Genomic DNA, 21,395 nt, shown 5'->3' on the forward strand with positions numbered 1-21,395 from the left:
CAGCGAACGCCGGTCCCGATGTCGCAGGTCCGTTCTACGCTGAAAGGATGCAGACGACGCGATCCGTCCGACCCTTCGAGGTCGTCAGCGAGTACGCGCCGAGCGGCGACCAGCCCCAGGCGATCGCCGAGCTCGCGGCGCGCATCAACGCCGGCGAGACAGACGTCGTGCTGTTGGGGGCGACGGGAACGGGCAAGTCGGCGACGACGGCCTGGCTCATCGAGGCCGTTCAGCGGCCGACGCTCGTGCTCGCGCACAACAAAACACTGGCCGCCCAGCTCGCCAACGAGTTCCGAGAGCTCATGCCGCACAACGCGGTCGAGTACTTCGTCTCGTACTACGACTACTACCAGCCCGAGGCGTACGTCCCGCAGACAGACACCTTCATCGAGAAGGACTCGTCGATCAACGCCGAGGTGGAGCGGCTGCGTCACTCCACGACGAACTCGCTGCTCAGCCGGCGCGATGTGGTCGTCGTCTCGACGGTGTCGTGCATCTACGGCCTCGGCGCCCCCGAGGAGTACATGCGCGCGATGGTGGCGCTCCAGGTCGGCGAGGTCTACGACCGCGACGCCCTCATCCGCAAGTTCATCGCCATGCAGTACAACCGCAACGACGTCGACTTCTCGCGCGGCAACTTCCGGGTGCGCGGCGACACGATCGAGATCATCCCCGTGTACGAGGAGTACGCGATCCGCATCGAGCTGTTCGGCGACGAGATCGAGGCGCTGTACATGCTGCATCCGCTCACCGGCGATGTCGTGCAGAGGCTCGACTCTGTTCCGATCTTCCCCGCGTCGCACTACGTCGCCGGCACTGAAACCGTTCGCCGCGCGATCGGCACGATCGAAGAGGAGCTCGCCGAGCGACTGAAGGAACTCGAGTCGCAGAACAAGCTCCTCGAGGCGCAGCGCCTGCGCATGCGCACGACCTTCGATCTCGAGATGCTCCAGCAGCTCGGGTTCTGCTCCGGCATCGAGAACTACTCGCGGCACCTCGACGGCCGCGCACCGGGAGAGCCGCCGCACACGCTGCTCGACTTCTTCCCCGACGACTTCCTCATGGTGATCGACGAGTCGCACGTCACGGTGCCGCAGATCGGCGCCATGTACGAGGGCGATGCCTCGCGCAAGCGCACGCTCGTCGAGCACGGCTTCCGTCTGCCGAGCGCACTCGACAACCGTCCGCTGCGGTGGGACGAGTTCAAGCAGCGCATCGGGCAGACCGTGTACCTCTCCGCGACCCCGGGGCGCTACGAGATGGGCGTCGCGGACGGCGTCGTCGAGCAGATCATCCGACCCACCGGCCTGGTCGACCCGCAGATCGTCGTCAAGCCGTCGAAGGGTCAGATCGACGACCTGCTCGAAGAGATCCGGGTCCGCGCCGATCGCGACGAGCGTGTGCTCGTGACGACCCTGACGAAGAAGATGGCCGAAGAGCTGACCGACTTCCTCGGCGAGCACGGGGTGCGCGTGCGCTACCTGCACTCCGATGTCGATACGCTCCGCCGCGTCGAGCTGCTCACTGAGCTGCGCGCCGGCGTGTACGACGTGCTGGTCGGGATCAACCTCCTCCGCGAGGGTCTCGACCTCCCCGAGGTCTCGCTCGTCGCGATCCTCGACGCCGACAAGGAGGGCTTCCTGAGATCGGGCACGTCCCTCATTCAGACGATCGGCCGCGCCGCGCGAAATGTGTCGGGCGAGGTGCACATGTACGCCGACACCATCACGGACTCGATGCGGAACGCGATCGACGAGACGAACCGCCGCCGCGACAAGCAGATCGCGTACAACCTCGAGCGCGGAATCGACCCGCAGCCCCTGCGCAAGCGCATCGCCGACATCACCGAGGTCCTCGCGCGCGAGGCATCCGACACCGATCGGATGCTGCGCGGCAAGGCCGCCGCGAAGACGAAATCGGGCAAGGGCAAGTCGCCCACTCCGCAGCTTCGGCGCGAGGGCATCGCCGCAGAGGGGGCCGCGCAGCTCGAGGCGACGATCGCCGACCTCAGCGAGCAGATGCTCGCGGCGGCGGGAGAGCTCAAGTTCGAGCTCGCGGCGCGACTGCGCGACGAGGTGCAGGATCTCAAGCGCGAGCTCCGTGCGATGGAGAAGGCAGGGCACGCATAGCGTTGTCACCGGTCTCCCAGGCTGTGGTCTGACCACACGTCTACAATGGTTGTGCATCCAAGGAGATGCACGGCCGGCGCCAGCGCGTCCGGCCGCCATGAGGCCCACAAGGCCATGACGTAAGGGGAAGACCCATGACCACGACAACGCAGAAGGATCGCCGCGGAGCCATGCTCCGGGCGAGCATCGCTGCCGTGGCCGTACTCGGTATCGGCGGCGCCATCACGACCGCCGCCTGGACCGACCAGGTGACCTTCGCCGGAGACGTTCAGTCGGCGAAGTTCGATCTGCGGGGCGCAGTCCAGGGCGGGGCCTGGTACGACGGCCCGATCGACCTCGGCGACGCGTTCAAGAACCTCCAGCCCGGTGATGTGACCAAGACCATCGCCCTGAAGAACAACTCGACGGTGAACGCCTATCTCGGCGAGAGCGTCCTCGAGGTGGACCCTGCGCTGAACGGGGCGATCACGCACAGCGTCGAGAACCTGCCCGCGTCGCTGGCTCCGAACGGGTATGTGAACATCAAGGTCACGTTCCACGTCGCGGATGACCTGCCGATGAGCACGGCGGGCAAGCTCCAGCTCACGTTCCCGGCGAGCAGCGCCCGCTGACGCCGCCGACGACTGGGCGCCGGTCACGGGAGGGAGGGTCCCTCCCTCCCGTGAGACCGGCGCGGAGACGCTCGACCGACGACCGCGGCCGATCGGCCGCAGAGGAATGGACCAATGAAGAGAAGCAGATCGACCGCAGCCGCCCGCGCCGCGGGCTCGGCCATGCTGTGGGTGCTGGCCGTAATCGGCCTGGTCAGCGGCGCTCTCTGGGTGGGGAACGCCGCGGGGCTCGTGCAGCCGCTCATCGTGGTCTCGGGCTCGATGGCGCCCGAGATCGACACGGGAGACCTGCTCGTGGCGACTCCGACGCCCGCGCGCGATCTGCGGGTGGGCGACGTCGCGTCGCTCCCGAACGAGGGTGGCGTCTTCGTGACCCATCGCATCGTCGAGCTCGAGCGCTCCCGCGACACGGTGACGCTGCGCCTGCAGGGCGACGCGAACGCGCATCCGGACGCGCAGCAGCACCTCCTCGGTGCGGATGACCCGGTGTGGACACCCGTCCTCACCATCCCCGGCGCCGGGTACGTCGCCGAGACGCTCATGAGACCGGAAGTCGGAGTCCCGCTGCTCGCGGGGCTGCTGGCCCTCGCCGCCCTCGCGATGATCCCGTCGCGACGGCAAGGCAGAGAAGACGAAGCCCGGCCCGAGGAGATCGCTCCCGAGCCGGACAAGGAGAAGGAGTTGGTGAGCGCATGAACAGCGTGATCATCAAGGCGCTGGTGGGATTCATCGCCGCCGCGGGCCTCGCATTCGGTGGTGCCGCCACGACCTTCACCAGCGCGGCGTGGACGGACTCGGTGGTGATCACCGGTTCGGTGCAGACCGCCGAGGGCGAGATCGAAGGGCCGGATGCCGCGCCTGACGAGGCTGCGCCGCCGGCGGAGCCCGCGCCGCCGGTGCCGGTCGCGCCGCCCCCGACGACGGGCCCTGAGCTGGAGCCGGACCACCCGGCGCCGGTCCTGCCCGAGCAGCCGTTCGAGCCGGCCGACCCGGAGCCACAGCCGGCCCCGCCAGTCGAGCCGGAGCCTGCGCCGCCGGCAGACCCGGCGCCGGCGCCCCCGGTCGAGGAGACTGAGCCGGAGGCTGGGATCCCCGAGGAGCCGGCAGTGCCCGAACCAGACCACGCGGGAGACTCCGACGCTCCCGCCGAGACCGAGCCGGAGGACGACGTGATCGAGGAGCAAGGCTCCGCCGAGAACGAGTCCGACGCGCTCGAGGCGGAAGAGGAGGAGCACGACATCGTCGTGTCCGACTGAGTCCGTCACTCCCCGGAGAGTCCGGCCCTTCCCACGCGGGAGGGCCGGACTTTTCCGTGCGCTACGGGCAGTGCATCCGCGGCTTGGGTCCCGACCTGTCGAACGTGTGCTGCGCCATGAGCGCACCACACAGCGGACAAGGGGAGTGCGTGTGCGAAGGCTCGGGAGTCGTGTCGTACGGCCCGACGGACGCCGGCCCGGCCACACGGATGAGTCGCGAGTTGATCCAGGCGTACCAGCCGCCCGCCTCGCGGACCCGCTCGCGCAGGGGACGGTGGGGCTCGGGATCCGTTCGTGCCATGATCATTAGTGTACTAAGCGATTAGGTAGACTTGCGCCATGGATGCCCGAGACGAGCTGCTCAAGCTGGAGAACCAGCTGTGCTTCGCCCTCGTGACGGCCGCGCGCAACGTCGTGTCGCTGTACCGCCCGGTCCTGGAGCCGCTCGGGCTGACGCATCCGCAGTATCTCGTGATGCTCGCGCTGTGGGAGAGCTCGCCGCGGTCGCTCGGCGACTTGGCGGAAGAGCTGGCGATGGAGCCGGCGACGCTCTCGCCGCTCGTGAAGCGCCTGGAGGCGCAGGGGCGCGTCTCTCGTGTTCGGCGTGTCGACGACGAGCGCGTCCTCGAGATCTCACTCACCGCTGCGGGGCGCGCGCTCCGCGAACAGGCCCTCGCCGTGCCCGAGCAGATCATGGCGCGGACCGGCATGGACACCGAGCAGCTCACGCGGCTCCGCGACGGGCTCGCTCCTTTCGCCGGACGCCGAATCCCGCTCTGACCGGGCGGAACGACGAGCTCCCGCGGTATCGCCGGGGGTGCGCTCCCGGCGAACCCCGAGCCGCGTGTCGGAGGCCCCACCTACACTTGAATGCGTGCCAATCGTCCCTGTTGCCCTGCCCGGAAACGGGACCACCAACCCCGGAACGCTCAGCGTCCGGGGTGCTCGTGTCCACAATCTGAAGAACGTCGATCTCGACATCCCGCGCGATTCGCTCGTCGTCTTCACGGGCCTCTCGGGCTCGGGCAAGTCGAGCCTCGCCTTCGACACGATCTTCGCCGAGGGTCAGCGCCGCTACGTCGAGTCGCTGAGCGCCTACGCGCGCCAGTTCCTGGGTCAGGTCGACCGCCCCGACGTCGACTTCATCGAGGGCCTCAGCCCCGCGGTGTCGATCGATCAGAAGTCCACGAACCGCAACCCCCGCTCGACGGTCGGCACGATCACCGAGATCCACGACTACATGCGCCTGCTGTGGGCGCGGATCGGCATCCCGCACTGTCCCGAGTGCGGCGAGGTCATCCAACGCCAGACGGTGCAGCAGATCGCCGATCAGCTCCTGGAGCTCCCCGAGCGCACGCGCTACCAGATCGTCGCGCCGGTCGTCACGCAAAAGAAGGGCGAGTTCGTCGAGCTGTTCCGCGAGCTCGGCGCAAAAGGCTACGCGCGAGCGATCGTCGACGGCGAGCTCATCCAGCTCGCCGAGCCGCCCGTGCTCAAGAAGAGCTACAAGCACGACATCGCCGTCGTCGTCGACCGTCTCGTCGCGGCTCCCGGCATCCTCGAGCGCGTGACCGACTCGGTCGAGACGGCACTGTCGCTCGCCGGCGGCATCATGCAGGTCAACTTCGTCGACGAGGAGGGCGACGACGCGTGGCAGTCGTTCTCCGAGAAGCTCGCGTGCCCCAACGGCCACCCGCTGCAGCTCACCGAGATCGAGCCGCGCACGTTCTCGTTCAACGCGCCCTTCGGCGCGTGCCCCGCGTGCTCGGGCCTCGGTACGCGCATGTCGGTCGACGTCGACCTCATGCTCGGCGACCAAGACCTCTCGATCCGCGAGGGCGTCATCCTTCCGTGGACCACGCAGGGCAAGGGGCTCTTCCAGTACTACGAGCGTCTGCTCGAGGGCCTCGCGGCCGACCTCGGCTTCTCGCTCGACACTCCGTGGCGCATGCTCCCCGCCGCCGTGAAGGACGCGGTGCTCCGCGGCGAGAACTACAAGGTGACGGTGCGCTGGAAGAACCGGTACGGCCGTGAGATGCGGTACTCGTCGGGTTTCGAGGGTGTCGTGCCGTATATCGAGCGCCAGTACGTACAGGCGGAGACCGACACGCAGCGCCAGCGCTGGGCCGACTACCTGCGAGAGATCCCGTGCCCGGTGTGCGACGGGGCGCGTCTGAAGCCCGAAGTGCTGTCCGTGCTCGTGCACGGACATTCGATCGCGGATGCCTCGCGCCTGAGCCTCGCCGATGCGCGCGAGTTCTTCGAGCACCTCGAGCTCACTGACCGCGAGGCCACGATCGGCGCGCAGGTGCTCCGTGAGATCCGCCTGCGCCTGGACTTCCTCATCCAGGTGGGGCTCAACTACCTGAACCTCAGTCGCTCCGCTGGTTCGCTCTCGGGCGGGGAGGCGCAGCGCATCCGTCTCGCCACGCAGATCGGGTCGGGCCTCACGGGCGTCCTCTACGTGCTCGACGAGCCGTCGATCGGTCTGCACCAGCGCGACAACCGGAGACTGATCGAGACGCTCCTGACGCTGCGCGACCTCGGCAATACCCTCATCGTCGTCGAGCATGACGAAGAGACGATCCACGCCGCCGACTGGATCGTCGACATCGGCCCGCGCGCGGGCGTCGACGGCGGGCAGGTCGTGCACTCCGGGCCGCTCGAGTCCCTCCTCGCCGACCGCGACTCGATCACGGGCGACTACCTCGCCGGCCGCAGCGAGATCCCGACGCCCAAGAAGCGCCGCCGCATCGACCGCAGCCGTCAGGTCACGGTGGTCGGCGCACGCGAGAACAATCTCAAGGACGTGACGGTCGACTTCCCGCTCGGCGTGTTCACGGCCGTCACGGGCGTGAGCGGCTCGGGCAAGTCGTCCCTCGTGAACGACATCCTGTACGAGGTGCTTGCGGCACGGCTCAACGGCGCGCGCACGGTTCCGGGCAAGCACACGCGAGTAATCGGACTCGACAACCTCGACAAGGTCGTGCACGTCGACCAGGCGCCGATCGGGCGCACGCCGCGATCGAATCCGGCGACCTACACGGGCGTCTTCGACCGCATCCGCACGCTGTTCAGCGAGACGCCCGAGGCGAAGGCCCGCGGCTACTTGCCGGGCCGGTTCAGCTTCAACGTCAAGGGCGGCCGCTGCGAGGCGTGCTCGGGTGACGGCACGATCAAGATCGAGATGAACTTCCTGCCCGACGTGTATGTCGACTGCGAGGTGTGCCACGGCAAGCGGTACAACCGCGACACGCTCGCGGTGCACTACAAGGGCAAGAACATCGCCGAGGTGCTCGAGATGCCGATCGAAGAGGCGGCGGAGTTCTTCGAGCCGATCCAGGCGATCCACCGATACCTCAAGACGCTCGTCGACGTCGGCCTGGGCTACGTGCGACTGGGCCAGTCGGCGACGACCCTCTCGGGCGGCGAAGCGCAGCGCGTCAAGCTCGCGACAGAGCTGCAGCGCCGCTCGAACGGGCGGTCGATCTACGTGCTCGACGAGCCGACGACGGGTCTTCACTTCGAAGACGTACGCCGCCTGCTCGAGGTGCTGGGCGGTCTCGTCGACAAGGGCAACACGGTGATCGTGATCGAGCACAACCTCGACGTGATCAAGTCCGCCGACTGGGTCGTCGACCTCGGCCCCGAGGGCGGCGACGGAGGCGGACAGGTGATCGCCACCGGCACGCCCGAGCAGGTTGCGCGCGTCGAGGGAAGCCACACCGGAGCGTTCCTCGCCGAAGTGCTCGGGGCGCAGGCCCAGCGCCGGAAGGCGGGCTGAGGCAGCCCGTCATGGCGGACCAGCTCCCGTACAAGCCCAAGCAGGGCGAGATCCCCACCAACCCCGGCGTCTACCGTTTCCGCGACCGCGACGGGCGCGTGCTGTACGTCGGCAAGGCGAAGAATCTCCGGGCGCGCCTGTCGAACTACTTCGCGCCGCTGCACACGCTGCACGAGCGCACGCGCCGCATGGTGCTCACCGCGGCATCCGTCGAATGGACCGTCGTCGCGAGCGACGTCGACGCGCTCCAGCTCGAGTACATGTGGATCCAGGAGTTCTCGCCTCCGTTCAACGTCCGCTACAAAGACGACAAGTCGTACCCCTACATGGCGATCACTCTCGCCGATGAAGCGCCTCGGGTGATCGTGACGCGCAACCGGCGCATCAAGGGGGCGAAGTACTTCGGGCCCTACCCGAAGGTGTGGGCCGTGCACGACACGATCGACCTGATGATCAAGGTCTTCCCGATCCGCACGTGCAGCGACTCGTCCTACAAGAAGGCGATGGCGACGGGCCGGCCGTGCTTCCCGGGACAGATCGGCCGCTGCGGTGGTCCGTGCTCGATGAAGGTCTCGATCGAGGAGCACCGCGCGATCGTCGACGACTTCGTCGCGTTCATGTCGGGCGGCGACCAGCGGTTCACGCGTGACCTCACGCGGCGCATGCGCGAGGCATCCGCCGCGATGGATTACGAGGCCGCCGCCGTGTACCGCGACAAGCTGCAGGCGATCGACGCCGTGCTCAACAAGAGCGCGCTGGTGCTCAGCGCCGACACGGATGCCGACCTGTTCGGCATCGCCGAAGACGAGCTCGCCGCGGCGGTGCAGCACTTCGTCGTGCGCCGCGGTCGTGTGCGAGGCGTCCGCGCGACGACCATCGAGAAGGAGCTCGACATCTCCGGCGCCGAGCTGGTCGACCAGATCCTGCAGCGGACGTACGGCGAGGCATCCGCCGTCGACATCCCGCGTCAGGTGCTCGTGCCGTCGCTGCCCGACGACGCGAGAGATCTCGAGCAGTGGCTCAGCGAGCGCCGCGGGCGGCGCGTGAGCATCCAGGTCGCGCAGCGCGGCCGGAAGGCCGACCTCATGAGGACGGCGTCGCTCAACGCGCAGCAGGCGCTCATGCTGCACAAGACGCGGCGCACGAGCGACTACGTGGCGCGCACGCAGGCGCTCACCGACCTGCAGGAGGCGCTCGGGCTCGCCGAGGCACCGCTGCGCATCGAGGGCTTCGACGTGTCGCACCTCGGCGGGACGAACGTCGTCGCATCGATGGTCGTGTTCGAGGACGGCCTTCCCCGCAAGGACCAGTACCGGTCGTTCAAGGTGTCCGAGACGACAGACGACACGGACTCGCTCTATCAGGTGCTCTCGCGGCGGCTCGCGTACCTCGACCACCACGATGAGACCGACGGCGTGTCGCCGAACGGCTCCGAGGCGACGGATGCCGCGGCATCCGACTCCGACGAACCAGTCGTGACCATCCGACGGCGCCCGCGATTCGCCTACCGGCCCCAGCTGCTCGTCGTCGACGGAGGGAAGCCGCAGGTCGAGGCGGCCGCGCGCGCCCTCGGTGACGCGGGGCACGGCGAGATCGCGCTGTGCGGCATCGCGAAGCGACTCGAGGAGGTGTGGCTTCCCGGCGAGGATTTCCCGGTCATCCTGCCGCGCACGAGCGAGGCGCTCTACCTGCTGCAGCGGCTGCGCGACGAGGCGCATCGCTTCGCGATCACGCACCAGCGCAAGCGCCGCAAGCGCGACATCCAAACGGTGCTCGCCGAGATCCCCGGGCTCGGCGGCGCGCGCATCCGGGCCCTCCTGCGGCACTTCGGATCGGTGACCGCGCTGCGCGCGGCGACCCCCGATCAGATCGAGGAGCTCCCAGGCATCGGGCCGAAGCTCGCCTCGACCATCCACGCGCACCTGTCCGGCCGATAGGCTGTGGAGGCGATGGGGGTGGTCATGAACGACCAGGAGCATCGCGATGCGTCCGAGATGCTGATCGTCACGGGGATGTCCGGCGCAGGCCGTTCCACCGCGGCGAACGCGCTCGAAGACCTCGACTGGTACGTCGTCGACAACCTCCCGCCGCAGATGCTCAAGCCGCTGCTCGACCTCACCGAGCTGGCAGGAGGATCGCTCCCGCGCGTCGCGGTCGTCGTGGACGTGCGCGGCCGGGACCTGTTCGCCGACCTGCCCGAGGCTCTTCGCAGCATCCGCGAACGCCGTCAGCTGCGCATCCTCTTCCTCGACGCGTCCGACGAGGTGCTCGTGCGGCGCTTCGAGGCGGTTCGGCGCCCGCATCCGCTCCAGGACGACGGGACGCCCGTCGACGGCATCCGGCGCGAACGGCAGCGTCTGGCCGCGCTTCGCGAAACCGCCGACCTCATCATCGACACGTCGAAGCTCAACATCCACCAGCTCGCGACTCAGGTGGCGGAGCTCTTCTCGGAGGAAGGTGCGGCGCGGCATTCGATGACGATCCTGAGCTTCGGGTTCAAGTACGGGCTGCCTCCCGACGCCGACGTCGTCGCCGACATGCGGTTCCTGCCGAATCCCTTCTGGAACGACGCGTTGCGCCCGTTCTCCGGCGAGGACGACGTGGTCAAGGAGTACGTGCTCGCGCAGCCGGGCGCGGTGGAGTTCCTCGACTCTTTCGCCGCCGCTCTCCGACCTGTCGTCGAGGGCTACCAGCGCGAGAACAAGCGGCACTCGGTCGTCGCGGTCGGATGCACCGGTGGCCAGCACCGCTCGGTCGTGGCCGCGCAGGAGCTCGCCGACCGGCTGTCCGACATCCCGGGTCTCGCGGTCCGCGTGCGGCACCGCGACCTGGGCCACGAGTAGGCTGGACGCTCGTCCCGGGAATCCCTGAGCAAGGAGTGACGTGTCGCTGACCGCTGACGTGAAATCCGAGTTGCTGGCCGTTCGAGATCCTCGGCCGTCGGCTCGCGTCGCCGAACTCACGTCGCTGCTCCGGTTCTCGGGCGGTCTCCACTCGATCGCGAACCGCGTCGCAGTCGAGGCGGAGCTCGACTCCGACCAGCTCGCCCGCCGCGTCGCACGTGACCTCGTCGAGCTCTACGGCGTGCGGCCCGAGCTCGTCCACGTGCAGGGGTCCGGTGCGCGTTCCGGCAGCCACTACGCCGTGCGCGTGATCGAGGGCGGGGAGACCCTCGCGCGACAGACAGGCCTGCTCGATCAGCGCCGCCGTGCGGTGCGCGGACTGCCCAACAGGCTCACGACGGGCTCGCGTCCCGACTTGGCGGCGGTGTGGCGCGGGGCGTTCCTCGCGTCGGGCTCGCTCACCGAGCCGGGTCGATCCGCGTCGCTCGAGATCACCTCACCGGCGCCCGAGGCAGCGATGGCGCTCGTCGGCGCGGCTCACCGCCTCGGCATCGCGGCCAAGGCGCGCGAAGTGCGTGGCGTGCCCCGGGTCGTCGTGCGCGAGGGCGAGGCGATCCGCACGGCGCTGGCCACGATGGGCGCCGAGCGCGCCGCCGCCGAGTGGGACCAGCTGCGACAGCGCCGCGAGGTGCGCGCGGGCGTCAACCGCCTCGTCAACTTCGACGACGCGAACCTCCGCCGATCCGCACAGGCCGCCGTCGCGGCGTGCGCGCGAGTGGAGCGCGCCCTCGAGATCCTCGGCGACGAGGTCCCCCCGCACCTGCGTGAGGCGGGCGAGCTGCGACTCGCACACCGCGACGCGAGCCTCGACGAGCTCGGCCACCACGCCGACCCGCCCCTCACGAAGGACGCCGTCGCCGGCCGCATCCGTCGCCTGCTCGCGATGGCCGACAAGAAGGCGGAGAGCGAGGGCGTCCCGACGACCGAGGCCGCGGTGCCCGCCGGCGTCGAGGACTGAGCAGCGGGCTATAGTCGCACAGCGTCACGTGGCGCAAGGGCGGCCCCTCGGCATCCGGCCCGTCACTAGGATGAGAGCCGTCCCCTCGCCGTGCCGAGGACCTGGCGCGGCGCCGACAGGAAGAAGAGAACATGGCGAAGTACACGTTGCCCGACCTCCCGTACGACTACGCCGCGCTGGAGCCGCACGTCAGCGCGACGATCATGGAGTTGCACCACGACAAGCACCACCAGGCGTATGTGACCGGCGCGAACACGGCGCTCGAGCAGCTCGCAGAGGCTCGTGACAGCGGCAACCTCGCGAACGTGAACAAACTCGAGAAGGACCTCGCGTTCAACCTGGGCGGCCACACGAACCACTCGATCTTCTGGACGAACCTGTCGCCGGACGCCGGCGACCGCCCCACCGGCGACATCGCCGCGGCGATCGACGACCACTTCGGATCGTTCGACAAGTTCCAGGCCCACTTCACCGCCGCCGCGCTCGGCGTGCAGGGCTCCGGCTGGGCCGGGCTCTTCTGGGACTCGATCGGCGAGAACCTGATCATCCAGCAGTTCTTCGACCAGCAGTCGCAGTTCGCGGCGGGCACGGTGCCGCTTCTCCTGCTCGACGTGTGGGAGCACGCCTACTACCTCGACTACAAGAACGTGCGGGCCGACTACGTCAAGGCCTTCTGGAACATCGCCAACTGGGCGAACGTGCAGGAACGCTTCTCCACGGCCCGCGAGAAGACCTCGGGGCTGCTGGTACTGTCATAGCGAGCGCGGGCGGCCCGGTGGCATCGCCCGCCGGGTCGCCGTTGCCCCTCTCTGAACCGCACCAAACCGCGCACTCGCGCACGACACAATCAGGAGATCTTCCGTGGCTGTCAAGATCGGAATCAACGGCTTCGGCCGCATCGGACGCAACTACCTCCGCGCGGCTCTCGCGCAGGGCGCCGACCTTGAGATCGTGGCGGTGAACGACCTCACCGACAACAAGACCCTCGCCCACCTGCTGAAGTACGACTCGATCCTCGGCCGCCTCGACGAAGAGGTGTCGTTCACGGGCGACTCGATCACGGTCGGCGACAAGACGATCAAGGTCTTCGAGGAGCGCGACCCCGCCAACCTCCCGTGGGGCGAACTGGGCGTCGACATCGTCATCGAGTCGACCGGACGCTTCACCAACGCGGCCGACGCTCGCAAGCACATCGAGGGCGGCGCCAAGAAGGTGCTCATCTCGGCTCCGGCTTCGGGTGAGGACGGCACGTTCGTCATCGGCGCGAACGAGGACTCGTACGACCCCGAGACGCACAACATCATCTCGAACGCGTCGTGCACCACGAACTGCCTCGCGCCGCTCGCGAAGGTGCTCAACGACACCTTCGGCATCGTCAAGGGCCTCATGACGACGGTCCACGCGTACACGGCCGACCAGAACCTTCAGGACGGCCCGCACAAGGACCTGCGCCGTGCTCGCGCCGCCGCGCTCAACATCGTGCCGACCTCGACGGGTGCCGCGAAGGCGATCGGCCTCGTGCTGCCCGAGCTCCAGGGCAAGCTCGACGGGTTCGCTCTCCGCGTCCCCGTGCCCACCGGCTCTGCGACCGACCTGACAGTCGAGCTCGAGCGCGACGTCACCCTCGATGAGGTCAAGGCGGCGTACAAGGCCGCGGCCGAGGGTCCGCTCAAGGGCATCCTCAAGTACACCGAAGACGAGATCGTCTCGACCGACATCGTCACCGACCCGCACTCGTGCATCTTCGACGCCGGTCTCACGCGCGTCATCGGAAACCAGGTGAAGGTCGTCGGCTGGTACGACAACGAGTGGGGCTACTCGAACCGCCTGGTCGACCTCACCGAGCTGGTCGCCGCCAAGCTCTGACGATCATGGCACTGCGCACCCTCGATTCGCTGGGTTCGCTCGCAGGCAAGCGCGTCATCGCCCGTGTCGACTTCAACGTTCCGCTTCAGGACGGAGTCATCACGGACGACGGCCGCGTGCGTGCCGCGCTCCCGACCCTCGACCACCTGATCAACCAGGGCGCACGCGTCATCGTGTGCTCGCACCTGGGCCGCCCCGGCGGCGCCCCCGACCCGAAGTACAGCCTCGAACCGGTCGCGCAGCGACTGTCGGAGCTGCTCGGCAAGCCGGTCGCGTTCGCGCGGGACACGGTGGGGGAGTCCGCCCGTGAGGCCGTCGCGGCTCTCGAGGACGGCGGTGTCGTCGTCGTCGAGAACCTCCGGTTCAACGCAGGCGAGACCGCGAAGGACGACGAGACCCGCCGCGTCTTCGCGGCCGAGCTCGCAGCGCTCGGCGACGCGCTGGTTTCCGACGGCTTCGGCGTCGTGCACCGCAAGCAGGCGAGCGTGTACGACCTCGCGGAGCTGCTTCCGTCGGCCGCCGGGTTCCTCGTGCAGAAGGAGGTCGATGTCCTCGACCGTCTCACCGAGACCCCTGAGCGCCCGTACACGGTCGTCCTCGGCGGTTCGAAGGTCAGCGACAAGCTTGGCGTCATCGAGCACCTGCTGCCGCGCGTCGACCGCCTCCTCGTAGGCGGCGGCATGATGTTCACGTTCCTCGCCGCCGAGGGGAACAAGGTCGGCGCGAGCCTTCTCGAAGAGGACCAGCTCGACACGGTGAAGGGCTACATCGCGACGGCCGGGGAGCGCGGCGTCGAACTGGTGCTGCCCGTGGACGCGGTCGTGGCGGCCTCGTTCTCGGCCGACGCGCAGCACGTCATCGCGCCGGCGTCAGGGCTGGAGGACACACCGGCCGGAGCATCCGGAATCGGTCTCGACATCGGACCGGAGACTGCGGAGCAGTTCGCCGCAGTCATCCGCGACAGCAAGACGGTCTTCTGGAACGGTCCGATGGGCGTGTTCGAGATGGCGCCGTTCGCGGCCGGTACCAAGGCCGTCGCCAAGGCCCTCACCGAGGTCGAGGGCCTCTCCGTCGTCGGCGGAGGCGATTCCGCGGCCGCCGTCCGCCAGCTCGGGTTCGCCGACAGCGATTTCGGCCACATCTCGACCGGTGGCGGTGCGAGCCTCGAGTTTCTCGAGGGCAAGCGCCTGCCGGGTCTCGAAATCCTCGGGTGGGAGCAGTCGTGACGGATCAGACCACAGGCCGCGGCCGCCTGCCGTTCATCGCCGGCAACTGGAAGATGAACCTCGACCACCTTCAGGCAGTCGCGTTCGTCCAGAAGCTGCACTGGACGCTCAAGGACGCGAAGCACGAAGAGGGTTCCGTCGAGGTCGGCGTGTTCCCGCCGTTCACCGACCTGCGGACGGTGCAGACGCTCATCGATGCGGACAAGATCCCGTTCGCGCTGGGTGCTCAGGACCTGTCTCAGCACGACGGCGGCGCGTACACCGGCGAGGTGTCGGGAGCGTTCCTCAAGAAGCTCGACTGCACGTACGTCATCATCGGTCACTCCGAGCGCCGCCAGTACCACGCCGAATCCGACGAGATCGTCGCGGACAAGGTGAAGGCGGCGCTGCGTCACGGCCTCGTGCCGGTGATCTGCGTCGGCGAGACCGCTGAAGACCTCGAGCGGTTCGGCGCGAGCGCCGTCCCGGTCGGACAGCTCCAGGCGGCGCTCGACGGTCTCTCCGCAGGCGCTGACGTCGTCGTCGCGTACGAGCCCGTGTGGGCGATCGGCTCCGGCCAGGCCGCCACGCCCGAGCAGGCGCAGGAGGTGTGCGCGAAGCTGCGCGGCGTCGTCGCCGAGAAGCTCGGTGCCGACGCCGCGGCACGCACCCGCATCCTCTACGGCGGATCGGTGAAGGCCGCGAACATCGCGGCCTTCATGCGCCAGCCCGACGTCGACGGCGCCCTCGTCGGGGGCGCGAGCCTCGTCGTCGACGAGTTCGCCGCGATCATCCGCTATCAGAAGCACGTCGGCGTGTGATGCGTTCGGGCCGAGCCCTGCGGCGCCTCCGCGGGGCTCGGCCCGGTGCGTCGCACGTCAACACGTATAATTGACCCCTGCGCGATCGGCGCCCGACCGCAGCGAAAGGTTTCGACGACTGTGCCCATTCTCGAGTTCGTCCTGCAGGTGATCCTGGGGATCACCAGCATCCTCCTCACCCTCCTGATCCTGCTCCACAAAGGCCGCGGTGGCGGCCTTTCCGATATGTTCGGCGGCGGCATGACTTCGGCGCTCGGCTCGTCCGGGCTCGCCGAACGCAATCTCAACCGCTTCACGATCGTCCTCGCACTCGTGTGGTTCGCGGCGATCGTGGCGCTCGGCCTGATCACCAAGTTCCAGGGGCTCTGATGGCAACCGGCGGCAATGCAATTCGCGGGACCCGCGTCGGCGCAGGCCCGATGGGGGAACAAGACCACGGCTTCCACGCCGATCGGATCGCCGTCTCGTACTGGGACGCGCTCGGCAACGAGACGGTCCGCTACTTCGCGGCGGGCATCCCCGAAGACGAGATCCCCGATGTGATCGACTCGCCGCACTCCGGCCTCCCGGCCGGGCGCGACAAGGCCAATCCTCCGGCCGTCGCGAAGACGGAGCCGTACAAGACGCACCTCGCCTACGTGAAGGAGCGCCGCACCGAAGAAGAGGCGGAGGCCCTGCTCGAAGACGCGCTCAAGCAGTTGCGCGAGCGGCGCGGGATCGAGTGACCCAGGACTGACACAAGCGAAGGGAGGCGGATACCGCGGCATCCGCCTCCCTTCGCCTTTCGCGCTTCACGCGATCGCGGGCCCGTGTGCGCGTCGCTCAGTACTCGCGGTCGATGAGCTCGGGCGGCACATTCGCGGCGGCCGCCTCGTCGACGAAGAAGACCGTGCGCTTGCGGCCCTTGGCGCCGGCCGCGGGAACGCTGCCGTAGCTTGCGCCGGCGAGCGCCAGACCCAGTGCCGAGGCCTTGTCGGCCCCGGCGAGGACCATCCACAGGCGACGCGACGCGTTGATCACGGGCCGCGTCATCGAAACGCGCTCGGGCGGAGGCTTCGGCGACTCGCGCACGGGCAGCACCGCGCGATCGGTGACGTGGATCTCGGGCCGGTCAGGGAAGAGCGACGCGATGTGCCCGTCGGGTCCGACACCCAGGAAGCACACGTCGAACGACGGCCACGTGCCGTGGTCGCTCGAGAACCTCGCGAGCTCGCGCTCGTAGAGTCGCGCGGCAGCGTCGAGATCGAGCCCCTCGTCGCTCGCGGCGACGGAGTGGATGTTCTCGGCGGGGATGTCGAGGTGGTCGAGCAGGGCCTCGCGAGCCTGCTTCTCGTTGCGATCGGCGTCGCCGCGCGGGACCCAGCGCTCGTCGCTCCACCAGAAATGCACCTTCGACCAGTCGAGGCTCGCCGCTCTCGGGTCCGCCGCGACGGCCTTCAGAACGGCCGAGCCCATTGTGCCGCCGGTGAGGGAGACGTGCACGAGTCGCTTGTGGTCGCTGCGCTTGGCGATGCGACTCAAGAACCGCGACGCGACAGCTTCGGCAAGCGCGGCCGGATCTGAGAGGATCACGACCCGCTTCTCGTTGGACGTCTCAGCCATTCGGCTCCTGTGTCGATGGCGGACCGAGGAGTTCCAGGCCCTCGCTGATCACTCGACCATACAGGACGTCCGGATCGAGGCGACGGAGCTCTTCGGCCAGGCATTCGCGCAGCGTGCGGCGCGGGAAGGCGAGGTCGTGACTGGGCTGCCCGGGCTGCGTGAGGATGGCGACCCCCGGCTCAGGACGCTCGAGGCGGACCTCGCCGCTGTCGCGAACGAGCACGACCGACTTGATGCCGTGCTCCCACTCCGCCGGGTCGAGGTAACGCCAGTCCACCGGCACATCCAGCGCGACGCGAAGCCATGCGGCGAGAAGGCTCGTCGACGGGGAGTCGCCCGCTCCGCGCACCTCGACGCGGCGCACCGACTCGTACGGCGGCTGGTCGAGGATAGCCGCGAGCTGCTCGCGCCACCGCGTGAGCCGTGTCCACGCGAGGTCGGTGTCGCCGGGGGAGTAGGAGTCGGACAGCGCAGCGACCCACTCCCACGGGTTCGGCTTGGTCGCGGCATCCGTGATCCGGCGCTGTGCGATGCGGCCCAGCGACGTGTCGGCGGGGTTGTCGGGCGTGTCGTTCGGCCACCACACGACGACGGGCGCGTCGGGGAGGAGGAGGCCCGTCACGAGGCTCTCGAGGTTGGACGCCGCCTCGCCGAAGGCGTGCAGCGTGACGACCTCGCTCGCGCCGGCGTCGCCGCCGACGCGGATCTGGGCGTCGAGACGTGCGTCGGAGCCGTTTCCGTCGACGAGCAGCACGATGACGCGCATCGGATGCTCGCGCGACGCGTCGTTCGCAGCTTCGATGACCTCTTCCATGTCGCCCTCGCGCGTCACGATCACGAGGGTCAGCACGCGTCCGAGCGCGACGGCGCCGCCCTCTTCGCGCACGTTGACGAGCGCGCGTGTGATCTTGCTGACGGTCGTGTCGGGCAGGTCGACGATCATGGGCGCCTCCAGGTGCGTCCGTCACGGGCGAGCATCGCGGCGGCGGATGCCGGGCCCCACGAGCCGGGGGAGTATTGCTCGAGCGGGCCGCCCTGCGCTTCCCAGAATTGCTCGATCGGGTCGAGGATCTTCCACGAGAGCTCGACCTCTTCGTGGCGGGGGAAGAGGGGAGGGTCGCCGAGAAGGACGTCGAGGATCAGGCGCTCGTACGCTTCGGGGCTCGCCTCGGTGAACGCGTGGCCGTAACCGAAGTCCATCGTGACGTCGCGCACCTGCGCACCGGCTCCGGGAACCTTCGACCCGAAGCGGATCGTGACGCCTTCGTCGGGCTGGACGCGGATGACGAGGGCGTTCTGCCCGAGCCCGGAGGTCTGCGCGCGCGAGAAGAGGAGTTCCGGCGCGCGCTTGAAGATCACCGCGATCTCGGTGACTCGGCGACCGAGTCGCTTGCCCGTGCGGAGGTAGAAGGGCACCCCCGCCCACCGCCGCGTGTTCACTTCGAGCGTGATCGCGGCGTAGGTCTCGGTCGTGGAATCCGGGCTCATCCCTTCCTCTTCGAGGAAGCCGGGAACCTTCTCGCCACCCTGCCAGCCGCCCGCGTACTGACCGCGCGACGTCGTGCGTGCGAGGTCGTTCGGGAGCGTGACGGCGGCGAGCACCTTCTCCTTCTCAGCGCGCAGGTCGCGCGCATCGAAGCTGATGGGCTCCTCCATCGCGGTGAGCGCCATGAGCTGGAGCAGGTGGTTCTGGATGACGTCGCGCGCGGCGCCGATCCCGTCGTAGTAGCCCGCGCGTCCGCCCACGCCGATGTCTTCGGCCATCGTGATCTGCACGTGGTCGACGTAGTTGCGGTTCCAGATCGGCTCGTACAGCTCGTTCGCGAAGCGCAGCGCCAGGATGTTCTGGACCGTCTCCTTGCCGAGGTAGTGGTCGATCCGGAAGATCGAGTCCGCCGGGAACGCCGACCGCAGCGCGTCGTTGAGCGAGCGCGCTGACGCGAGGTCGTGCCCGAAGGGCTTCTCGATCACGACGCGGCGCCAGCGGTCGGGCTGGTCGGCCGTGTCGTCGACGAGGCCGGAGGCCTTGAGCTGCTCCGCGACGATGGGGAAGTCCTTCGGCGGGATCGATAGGTAGTAGGCGTGGTTGCCCATCGTGCCGCGCTCGACGTCCAGGCGCTCGACGGTCTCGCGCAGGCGCCGGAAGGCCTCTTCATCGTGGAATTCCCCAGAGACGAACCGGATGCCCTCGAGCAGCTGCTTCCACGTCTCGTCGCGGAACTCTGTGCGAGCGTTCTGTCGCACCGCGTCATGGACGACCTGGGCGAAGTCCTGATCCTCCCAGTCGCGTCGGGCGAAGCCGACGAGAGCGAACCCGGGAGGAAGGAGACCGCGGTTGGCGAGGTCGTACACCGCGGGCATGAGCTTCTTGCGCGACAGGTCTCCCGTCACGCCGAAGATCACGAGCGCGCTCGGGCCCGCGATGCGGTTGAGCCGGTGGTCCTGGGGATCGCGCAGCGGGTTGCGGCCGCGCGAGATCTCGATCCCCTGGCCCGTCGGGGCATGACTCGATACGGGAGTCTCATCGCTCATCGTCCGGTGACCTGCCCTACTGAGCCGCTTCGAACAGCGACAGCACCTCGACCTGCGGGTCGGTGAGCGTCAGTGTGACGACGGGTCGGCCGTGCTCGGCGAGCACGCTCGCGTCGCCGGCCGCCTGCGCCTCGATGAGCTGACCGAACGTGAACGGACGGTCCGGGATCTCGAGGTCGACGTCCGTGCGCTCGAGGATCTGCAGGAACACGCCGGTCGCCGGACCGCCCTTGTGGTACTGACCCGTCGAGTGCAGGAACCGCGGACCCCAGCCGAACGTCGCCGGGCGGCGCGAATCGGCCGCCACGAGCTCGCGCAGGCCCTGCAGCTGCGGGAGCTGCAGCCGGTTGACGTACGCCTGGATCGAGACATAGCCGTCTTCGGCGAGGCGGGACCATAGCGCGTCGAGGACTCCCGCGACGGTGCCGGATGCGCCGAGCGCCGGGTCGCTCACGCGGACCTCGACGCCCTCCACCGTGAATGCCGGCGGCGTCGGCTCGGGCCGTGCGTCCAGGAGGCCGCGCGCGGCGACCTTCGCCGACTCCACGTCGGGCTGGTCGAACGGGTTGATGCCGAGGATGCGGCCGGCGACCGCCGTCGCGTACTCCCACACCACGAACTGCGCGGCGAGCGAGCCGCTGACGAGCACTTCGCCCTCGTGGCGCTCGAACAGACGGAAGTGCTCCGCGTCGTCGACGAACCGCACGATCTGGAGATCGGCCGGCGGCGTCTCGACCTCGGGGGACACCGGCAGGAGGACCACTGGGAGGATGCCCGTGCCCTGCTTGCCGGTCGACTCCGCGACGAGCTGCTCGATCCAGTCGGGGAGCCCGACGATGTGGGTGCCGTCGGCGACGAGGCCGAGCTTGTCGCGGCGCGGGTTCCCGCCGGCGATCGCCGCGGCGAGCACGAGCGCCGGGTTCTCGGGGCTGTCGATCGCGACCTCGAGGAGCGTGGCATCCGCCTCGGTCAGAAGATCCTCGATGTCGACACCGGCGAGACCCGCCGGGACGAGGCCGAAGGCCGTGAGCGCCGAGTAGCGCCCGCCGACCGCGGGGTCGGCGTTGAACACGCGGTACCCATCGGCGCGGGCCGACTCGTCCAGCGGCGAGCCCGGGTCGGTCACCACGACGATGCGCTCGACGGGGTCGATGCCGAGGTCGCGGAACGCCGCCTCGAAGGCACGCTTCGCCGAGTCGGTCTCGACCGTCGAGCCGGACTTCGACGAAACCACGAGCACGGTCTGCTCGAGACCGCCGCTCTCGGGGTCGCCGTCGATCGCCGCGAGCACCTGACCGGGCGACGTCGAGTCGAGGATCACGAGCGGCACGCCGGCCGTCTGGGCGATGACCTCGGGCGCGAGCGACGATCCGCCCATGCCCGCGAGCACGACACGCGTGACGCCCTTCGCGACGAGCTCGCGTCGCAGGGCCTCGATCTCGGGGACGAGCGGGCGCGAGACGCTGACGGCCTGGACCCACCCGAGGCGCTTCGACGCCTCGTCCTCTGCGTCGGGACCCCAGAGGGTGGAATCGCCGGCGGTGATCCCGGATGCCACGAGGTCGGCCACGAGGCCGGGGAGCGTCTCGTCGACGACCGATTTCACATGGCCGCTGACGTGGATCTCAAAGCTCACTTGATCGCTCCCTTCGAGCGATTGGCGCGCTTGCGCGCGCGGGACGCGTTCCGCGTGCTCATCGAACAGCTCCCTCCGGGGAACGCACGCCC

Annotated in this window: 20 protein-coding genes; 15 read left to right on the forward strand and 5 right to left on the reverse strand. The window is 69.0% G+C overall.

Annotation, left to right across the window (positions count from 1 at the left end):
• Positions 1-47: 47 nt before the first annotated feature.
• The 4 genes from uvrB to BJ991_RS11375 all read left to right on the forward strand — a co-directional run bounded on the left by uvrB (position 48) and on the right by BJ991_RS11375 (position 3,996).
• Entirely contained in the window at positions 48-2,129 is a 2,082-nt protein-coding gene (gene uvrB / locus BJ991_RS11360) for an excinuclease ABC subunit UvrB (RefSeq protein ID WP_179490052.1), read from the forward strand.
• Between the two features lie 134 nt (positions 2,130-2,263).
• Positions 2,264-2,740: a SipW-dependent-type signal peptide-containing protein gene (locus BJ991_RS11365; RefSeq protein WP_179490054.1), complete on the forward strand. Its 477-nt coding sequence runs from the start codon at positions 2,264-2,266 to the stop codon at positions 2,738-2,740.
• A 114-nt stretch (positions 2,741-2,854) separates the two neighbouring features.
• Positions 2,855-3,436: a signal peptidase I gene (locus tag BJ991_RS11370; protein ID WP_179490056.1), complete on the forward strand. Its 582-nt coding sequence runs from the start codon at positions 2,855-2,857 to the stop codon at positions 3,434-3,436.
• The gene (locus BJ991_RS11375) at positions 3,433-3,996 is read left to right on the forward strand and encodes a hypothetical protein (RefSeq protein WP_179490058.1); all 564 of its coding nucleotides are present in this window, start codon (positions 3,433-3,435) and stop codon (positions 3,994-3,996) included. The genes BJ991_RS11370 and BJ991_RS11375 overlap by 4 nt, the downstream gene beginning before the upstream one ends.
• 61 nt (positions 3,997-4,057) lie before the next feature.
• Here BJ991_RS11375 and BJ991_RS11380 read toward each other — a convergent pair whose 3' ends face one another.
• Positions 4,058-4,303, reverse strand: coding sequence for a hypothetical protein (locus BJ991_RS11380; protein WP_179490060.1), 246 nt, complete (start codon positions 4,301-4,303; stop codon positions 4,058-4,060).
• Between the two features lie 32 nt (positions 4,304-4,335).
• On the opposite strand from BJ991_RS11380, the gene BJ991_RS11385 reads away from it, so the two are divergent.
• The 11 genes from BJ991_RS11385 (at position 4,336) to BJ991_RS11435 (ending at position 16,258) form a co-directional block, all read left to right on the forward strand.
• Positions 4,336-4,776: a MarR family winged helix-turn-helix transcriptional regulator gene (locus tag BJ991_RS11385; protein ID WP_179490062.1), complete on the forward strand. Its 441-nt coding sequence runs from the start codon at positions 4,336-4,338 to the stop codon at positions 4,774-4,776.
• A gap of 94 nt (positions 4,777-4,870) precedes the next feature.
• Entirely contained in the window at positions 4,871-7,780 is a 2,910-nt protein-coding gene (gene uvrA, locus BJ991_RS11390) for an excinuclease ABC subunit UvrA (protein ID WP_179490064.1), read from the forward strand.
• Positions 7,781-7,791: 11 nt separating this feature from the next.
• Entirely contained in the window at positions 7,792-9,717 is a 1,926-nt protein-coding gene (gene uvrC, locus BJ991_RS11395; protein ID WP_179490066.1) for an excinuclease ABC subunit UvrC, read from the forward strand.
• Between the two features lie 24 nt (positions 9,718-9,741).
• Positions 9,742-10,623 (forward strand): RNase adapter RapZ, encoded by an 882-nt coding sequence (gene rapZ, locus BJ991_RS11400; RefSeq protein WP_179492740.1) that lies wholly within the window; start codon positions 9,742-9,744, stop codon positions 10,621-10,623.
• Positions 10,624-10,663: 40 nt separating this feature from the next.
• Positions 10,664-11,641, forward strand: a complete 978-nt coding sequence (gene whiA, locus BJ991_RS11405; RefSeq protein WP_179490069.1) for a DNA-binding protein WhiA — start codon at positions 10,664-10,666, stop codon at positions 11,639-11,641.
• Positions 11,642-11,772: 131 nt separating this feature from the next.
• Positions 11,773-12,399 carry a superoxide dismutase gene (locus BJ991_RS11410; RefSeq protein ID WP_179490071.1) on the forward strand — a complete coding sequence of 209 codons (627 nt, stop codon included), beginning with the start codon at positions 11,773-11,775 and terminating at the stop codon, positions 12,397-12,399.
• A gap of 103 nt (positions 12,400-12,502) precedes the next feature.
• Entirely contained in the window at positions 12,503-13,507 is a 1,005-nt protein-coding gene (gap, locus tag BJ991_RS11415) for a type I glyceraldehyde-3-phosphate dehydrogenase (protein ID WP_179490073.1), read from the forward strand.
• Positions 13,508-13,512: 5 nt separating this feature from the next.
• The gene (locus BJ991_RS11420) at positions 13,513-14,733 is read left to right on the forward strand and encodes a phosphoglycerate kinase (RefSeq protein WP_179490075.1); all 1,221 of its coding nucleotides are present in this window, start codon (positions 13,513-13,515) and stop codon (positions 14,731-14,733) included.
• Complete coding sequence (gene tpiA, locus BJ991_RS11425) at positions 14,730-15,533, forward strand: triose-phosphate isomerase (protein WP_179490077.1); 804 nt, start codon at positions 14,730-14,732, stop codon at positions 15,531-15,533. Before BJ991_RS11420 ends, tpiA begins: the two co-directional genes overlap by 4 nt.
• Positions 15,534-15,653: 120 nt before the next feature.
• Entirely contained in the window at positions 15,654-15,902 is a 249-nt protein-coding gene (gene secG, locus BJ991_RS11430) for a preprotein translocase subunit SecG (protein WP_179490079.1), read from the forward strand.
• Positions 15,902-16,258 carry an RNA polymerase-binding protein RbpA gene (locus BJ991_RS11435; RefSeq protein WP_179490081.1) on the forward strand — a complete coding sequence of 119 codons (357 nt, stop codon included), beginning with the start codon at positions 15,902-15,904 and terminating at the stop codon, positions 16,256-16,258. Before secG ends, BJ991_RS11435 begins: the two co-directional genes overlap by 1 nt.
• A gap of 97 nt (positions 16,259-16,355) precedes the next feature.
• Here the strand turns inward: BJ991_RS11435 and pgl are convergent, their stop codons facing one another.
• The 4 genes from pgl to BJ991_RS11455 are packed head-to-tail and all read right to left on the reverse strand — an operon-like array spanning position 16,356 to position 21,303.
• Entirely contained in the window at positions 16,356-17,135 is a 780-nt protein-coding gene (gene pgl / locus BJ991_RS11440; RefSeq protein ID WP_179490083.1) for a 6-phosphogluconolactonase, read from the reverse strand.
• Entirely contained in the window at positions 17,128-18,078 is a 951-nt protein-coding gene (locus tag BJ991_RS11445) for a glucose-6-phosphate dehydrogenase assembly protein OpcA (RefSeq protein ID WP_179490085.1), read from the reverse strand. The genes pgl and BJ991_RS11445 overlap by 8 nt, the downstream gene beginning before the upstream one ends.
• Positions 18,075-19,667 (reverse strand): glucose-6-phosphate dehydrogenase, encoded by a 1,593-nt coding sequence (gene zwf / locus BJ991_RS11450; RefSeq protein ID WP_179490087.1) that lies wholly within the window; start codon positions 19,665-19,667, stop codon positions 18,075-18,077. The genes BJ991_RS11445 and zwf overlap by 4 nt, the downstream gene beginning before the upstream one ends.
• Positions 19,668-19,683: 16 nt before the next feature.
• A complete protein-coding gene (locus BJ991_RS11455) occupies positions 19,684-21,303 on the reverse strand; it encodes a glucose-6-phosphate isomerase (protein ID WP_179490089.1) in 1,620 nt (539 codons plus the stop codon).
• Positions 21,304-21,395: the final 92 nt, after the last annotated feature.

Source organism: Microbacterium immunditiarum (genome assembly GCF_013409785.1).
Taxonomy (GTDB): Bacteria; Actinomycetota; Actinomycetes; order Actinomycetales; family Microbacteriaceae; genus Microbacterium; species Microbacterium immunditiarum.

Excerpts from the sequence above, each read along its gene's own strand:
- BJ991_RS11435 (WP_179490081.1), top strand. The coding sequence starts at position 15,902 with ATGGCAACCGGCGGCAATGCAATTCGCGGGACCCGCGTCGGCGCAGGC.
- rapZ (WP_179492740.1), top strand. The coding sequence starts at position 9,742 with ATGAACGACCAGGAGCATCGCGATGCGTCCGAGATGCTGATCGTCACG.
- BJ991_RS11420 (WP_179490075.1), top strand. The coding sequence starts at position 13,513 with ATGGCACTGCGCACCCTCGATTCGCTGGGTTCGCTCGCAGGCAAGCGC.
- uvrC (WP_179490066.1), top strand. The coding sequence starts at position 7,792 with ATGGCGGACCAGCTCCCGTACAAGCCCAAGCAGGGCGAGATCCCCACC.
- BJ991_RS11410 (WP_179490071.1), top strand. The coding sequence starts at position 11,773 with ATGGCGAAGTACACGTTGCCCGACCTCCCGTACGACTACGCCGCGCTG.
- BJ991_RS11380 (WP_179490060.1), bottom strand. The coding sequence starts at position 4,303 with ATGATCATGGCACGAACGGATCCCGAGCCCCACCGTCCCCTGCGCGAG.
- pgl (WP_179490083.1), bottom strand. The coding sequence starts at position 17,135 with ATGGCTGAGACGTCCAACGAGAAGCGGGTCGTGATCCTCTCAGATCCG.
- uvrB (WP_179490052.1), top strand. The coding sequence starts at position 48 with ATGCAGACGACGCGATCCGTCCGACCCTTCGAGGTCGTCAGCGAGTAC.
- zwf (WP_179490087.1), bottom strand. The coding sequence starts at position 19,667 with ATGAGCGATGAGACTCCCGTATCGAGTCATGCCCCGACGGGCCAGGGG.
- BJ991_RS11365 (WP_179490054.1), top strand. The coding sequence starts at position 2,264 with ATGACCACGACAACGCAGAAGGATCGCCGCGGAGCCATGCTCCGGGCG.
- BJ991_RS11385 (WP_179490062.1), top strand. The coding sequence starts at position 4,336 with ATGGATGCCCGAGACGAGCTGCTCAAGCTGGAGAACCAGCTGTGCTTC.
- BJ991_RS11370 (WP_179490056.1), top strand. The coding sequence starts at position 2,855 with ATGAAGAGAAGCAGATCGACCGCAGCCGCCCGCGCCGCGGGCTCGGCC.
- BJ991_RS11445 (WP_179490085.1), bottom strand. The coding sequence starts at position 18,078 with ATGATCGTCGACCTGCCCGACACGACCGTCAGCAAGATCACACGCGCG.
- BJ991_RS11375 (WP_179490058.1), top strand. The coding sequence starts at position 3,433 with ATGAACAGCGTGATCATCAAGGCGCTGGTGGGATTCATCGCCGCCGCG.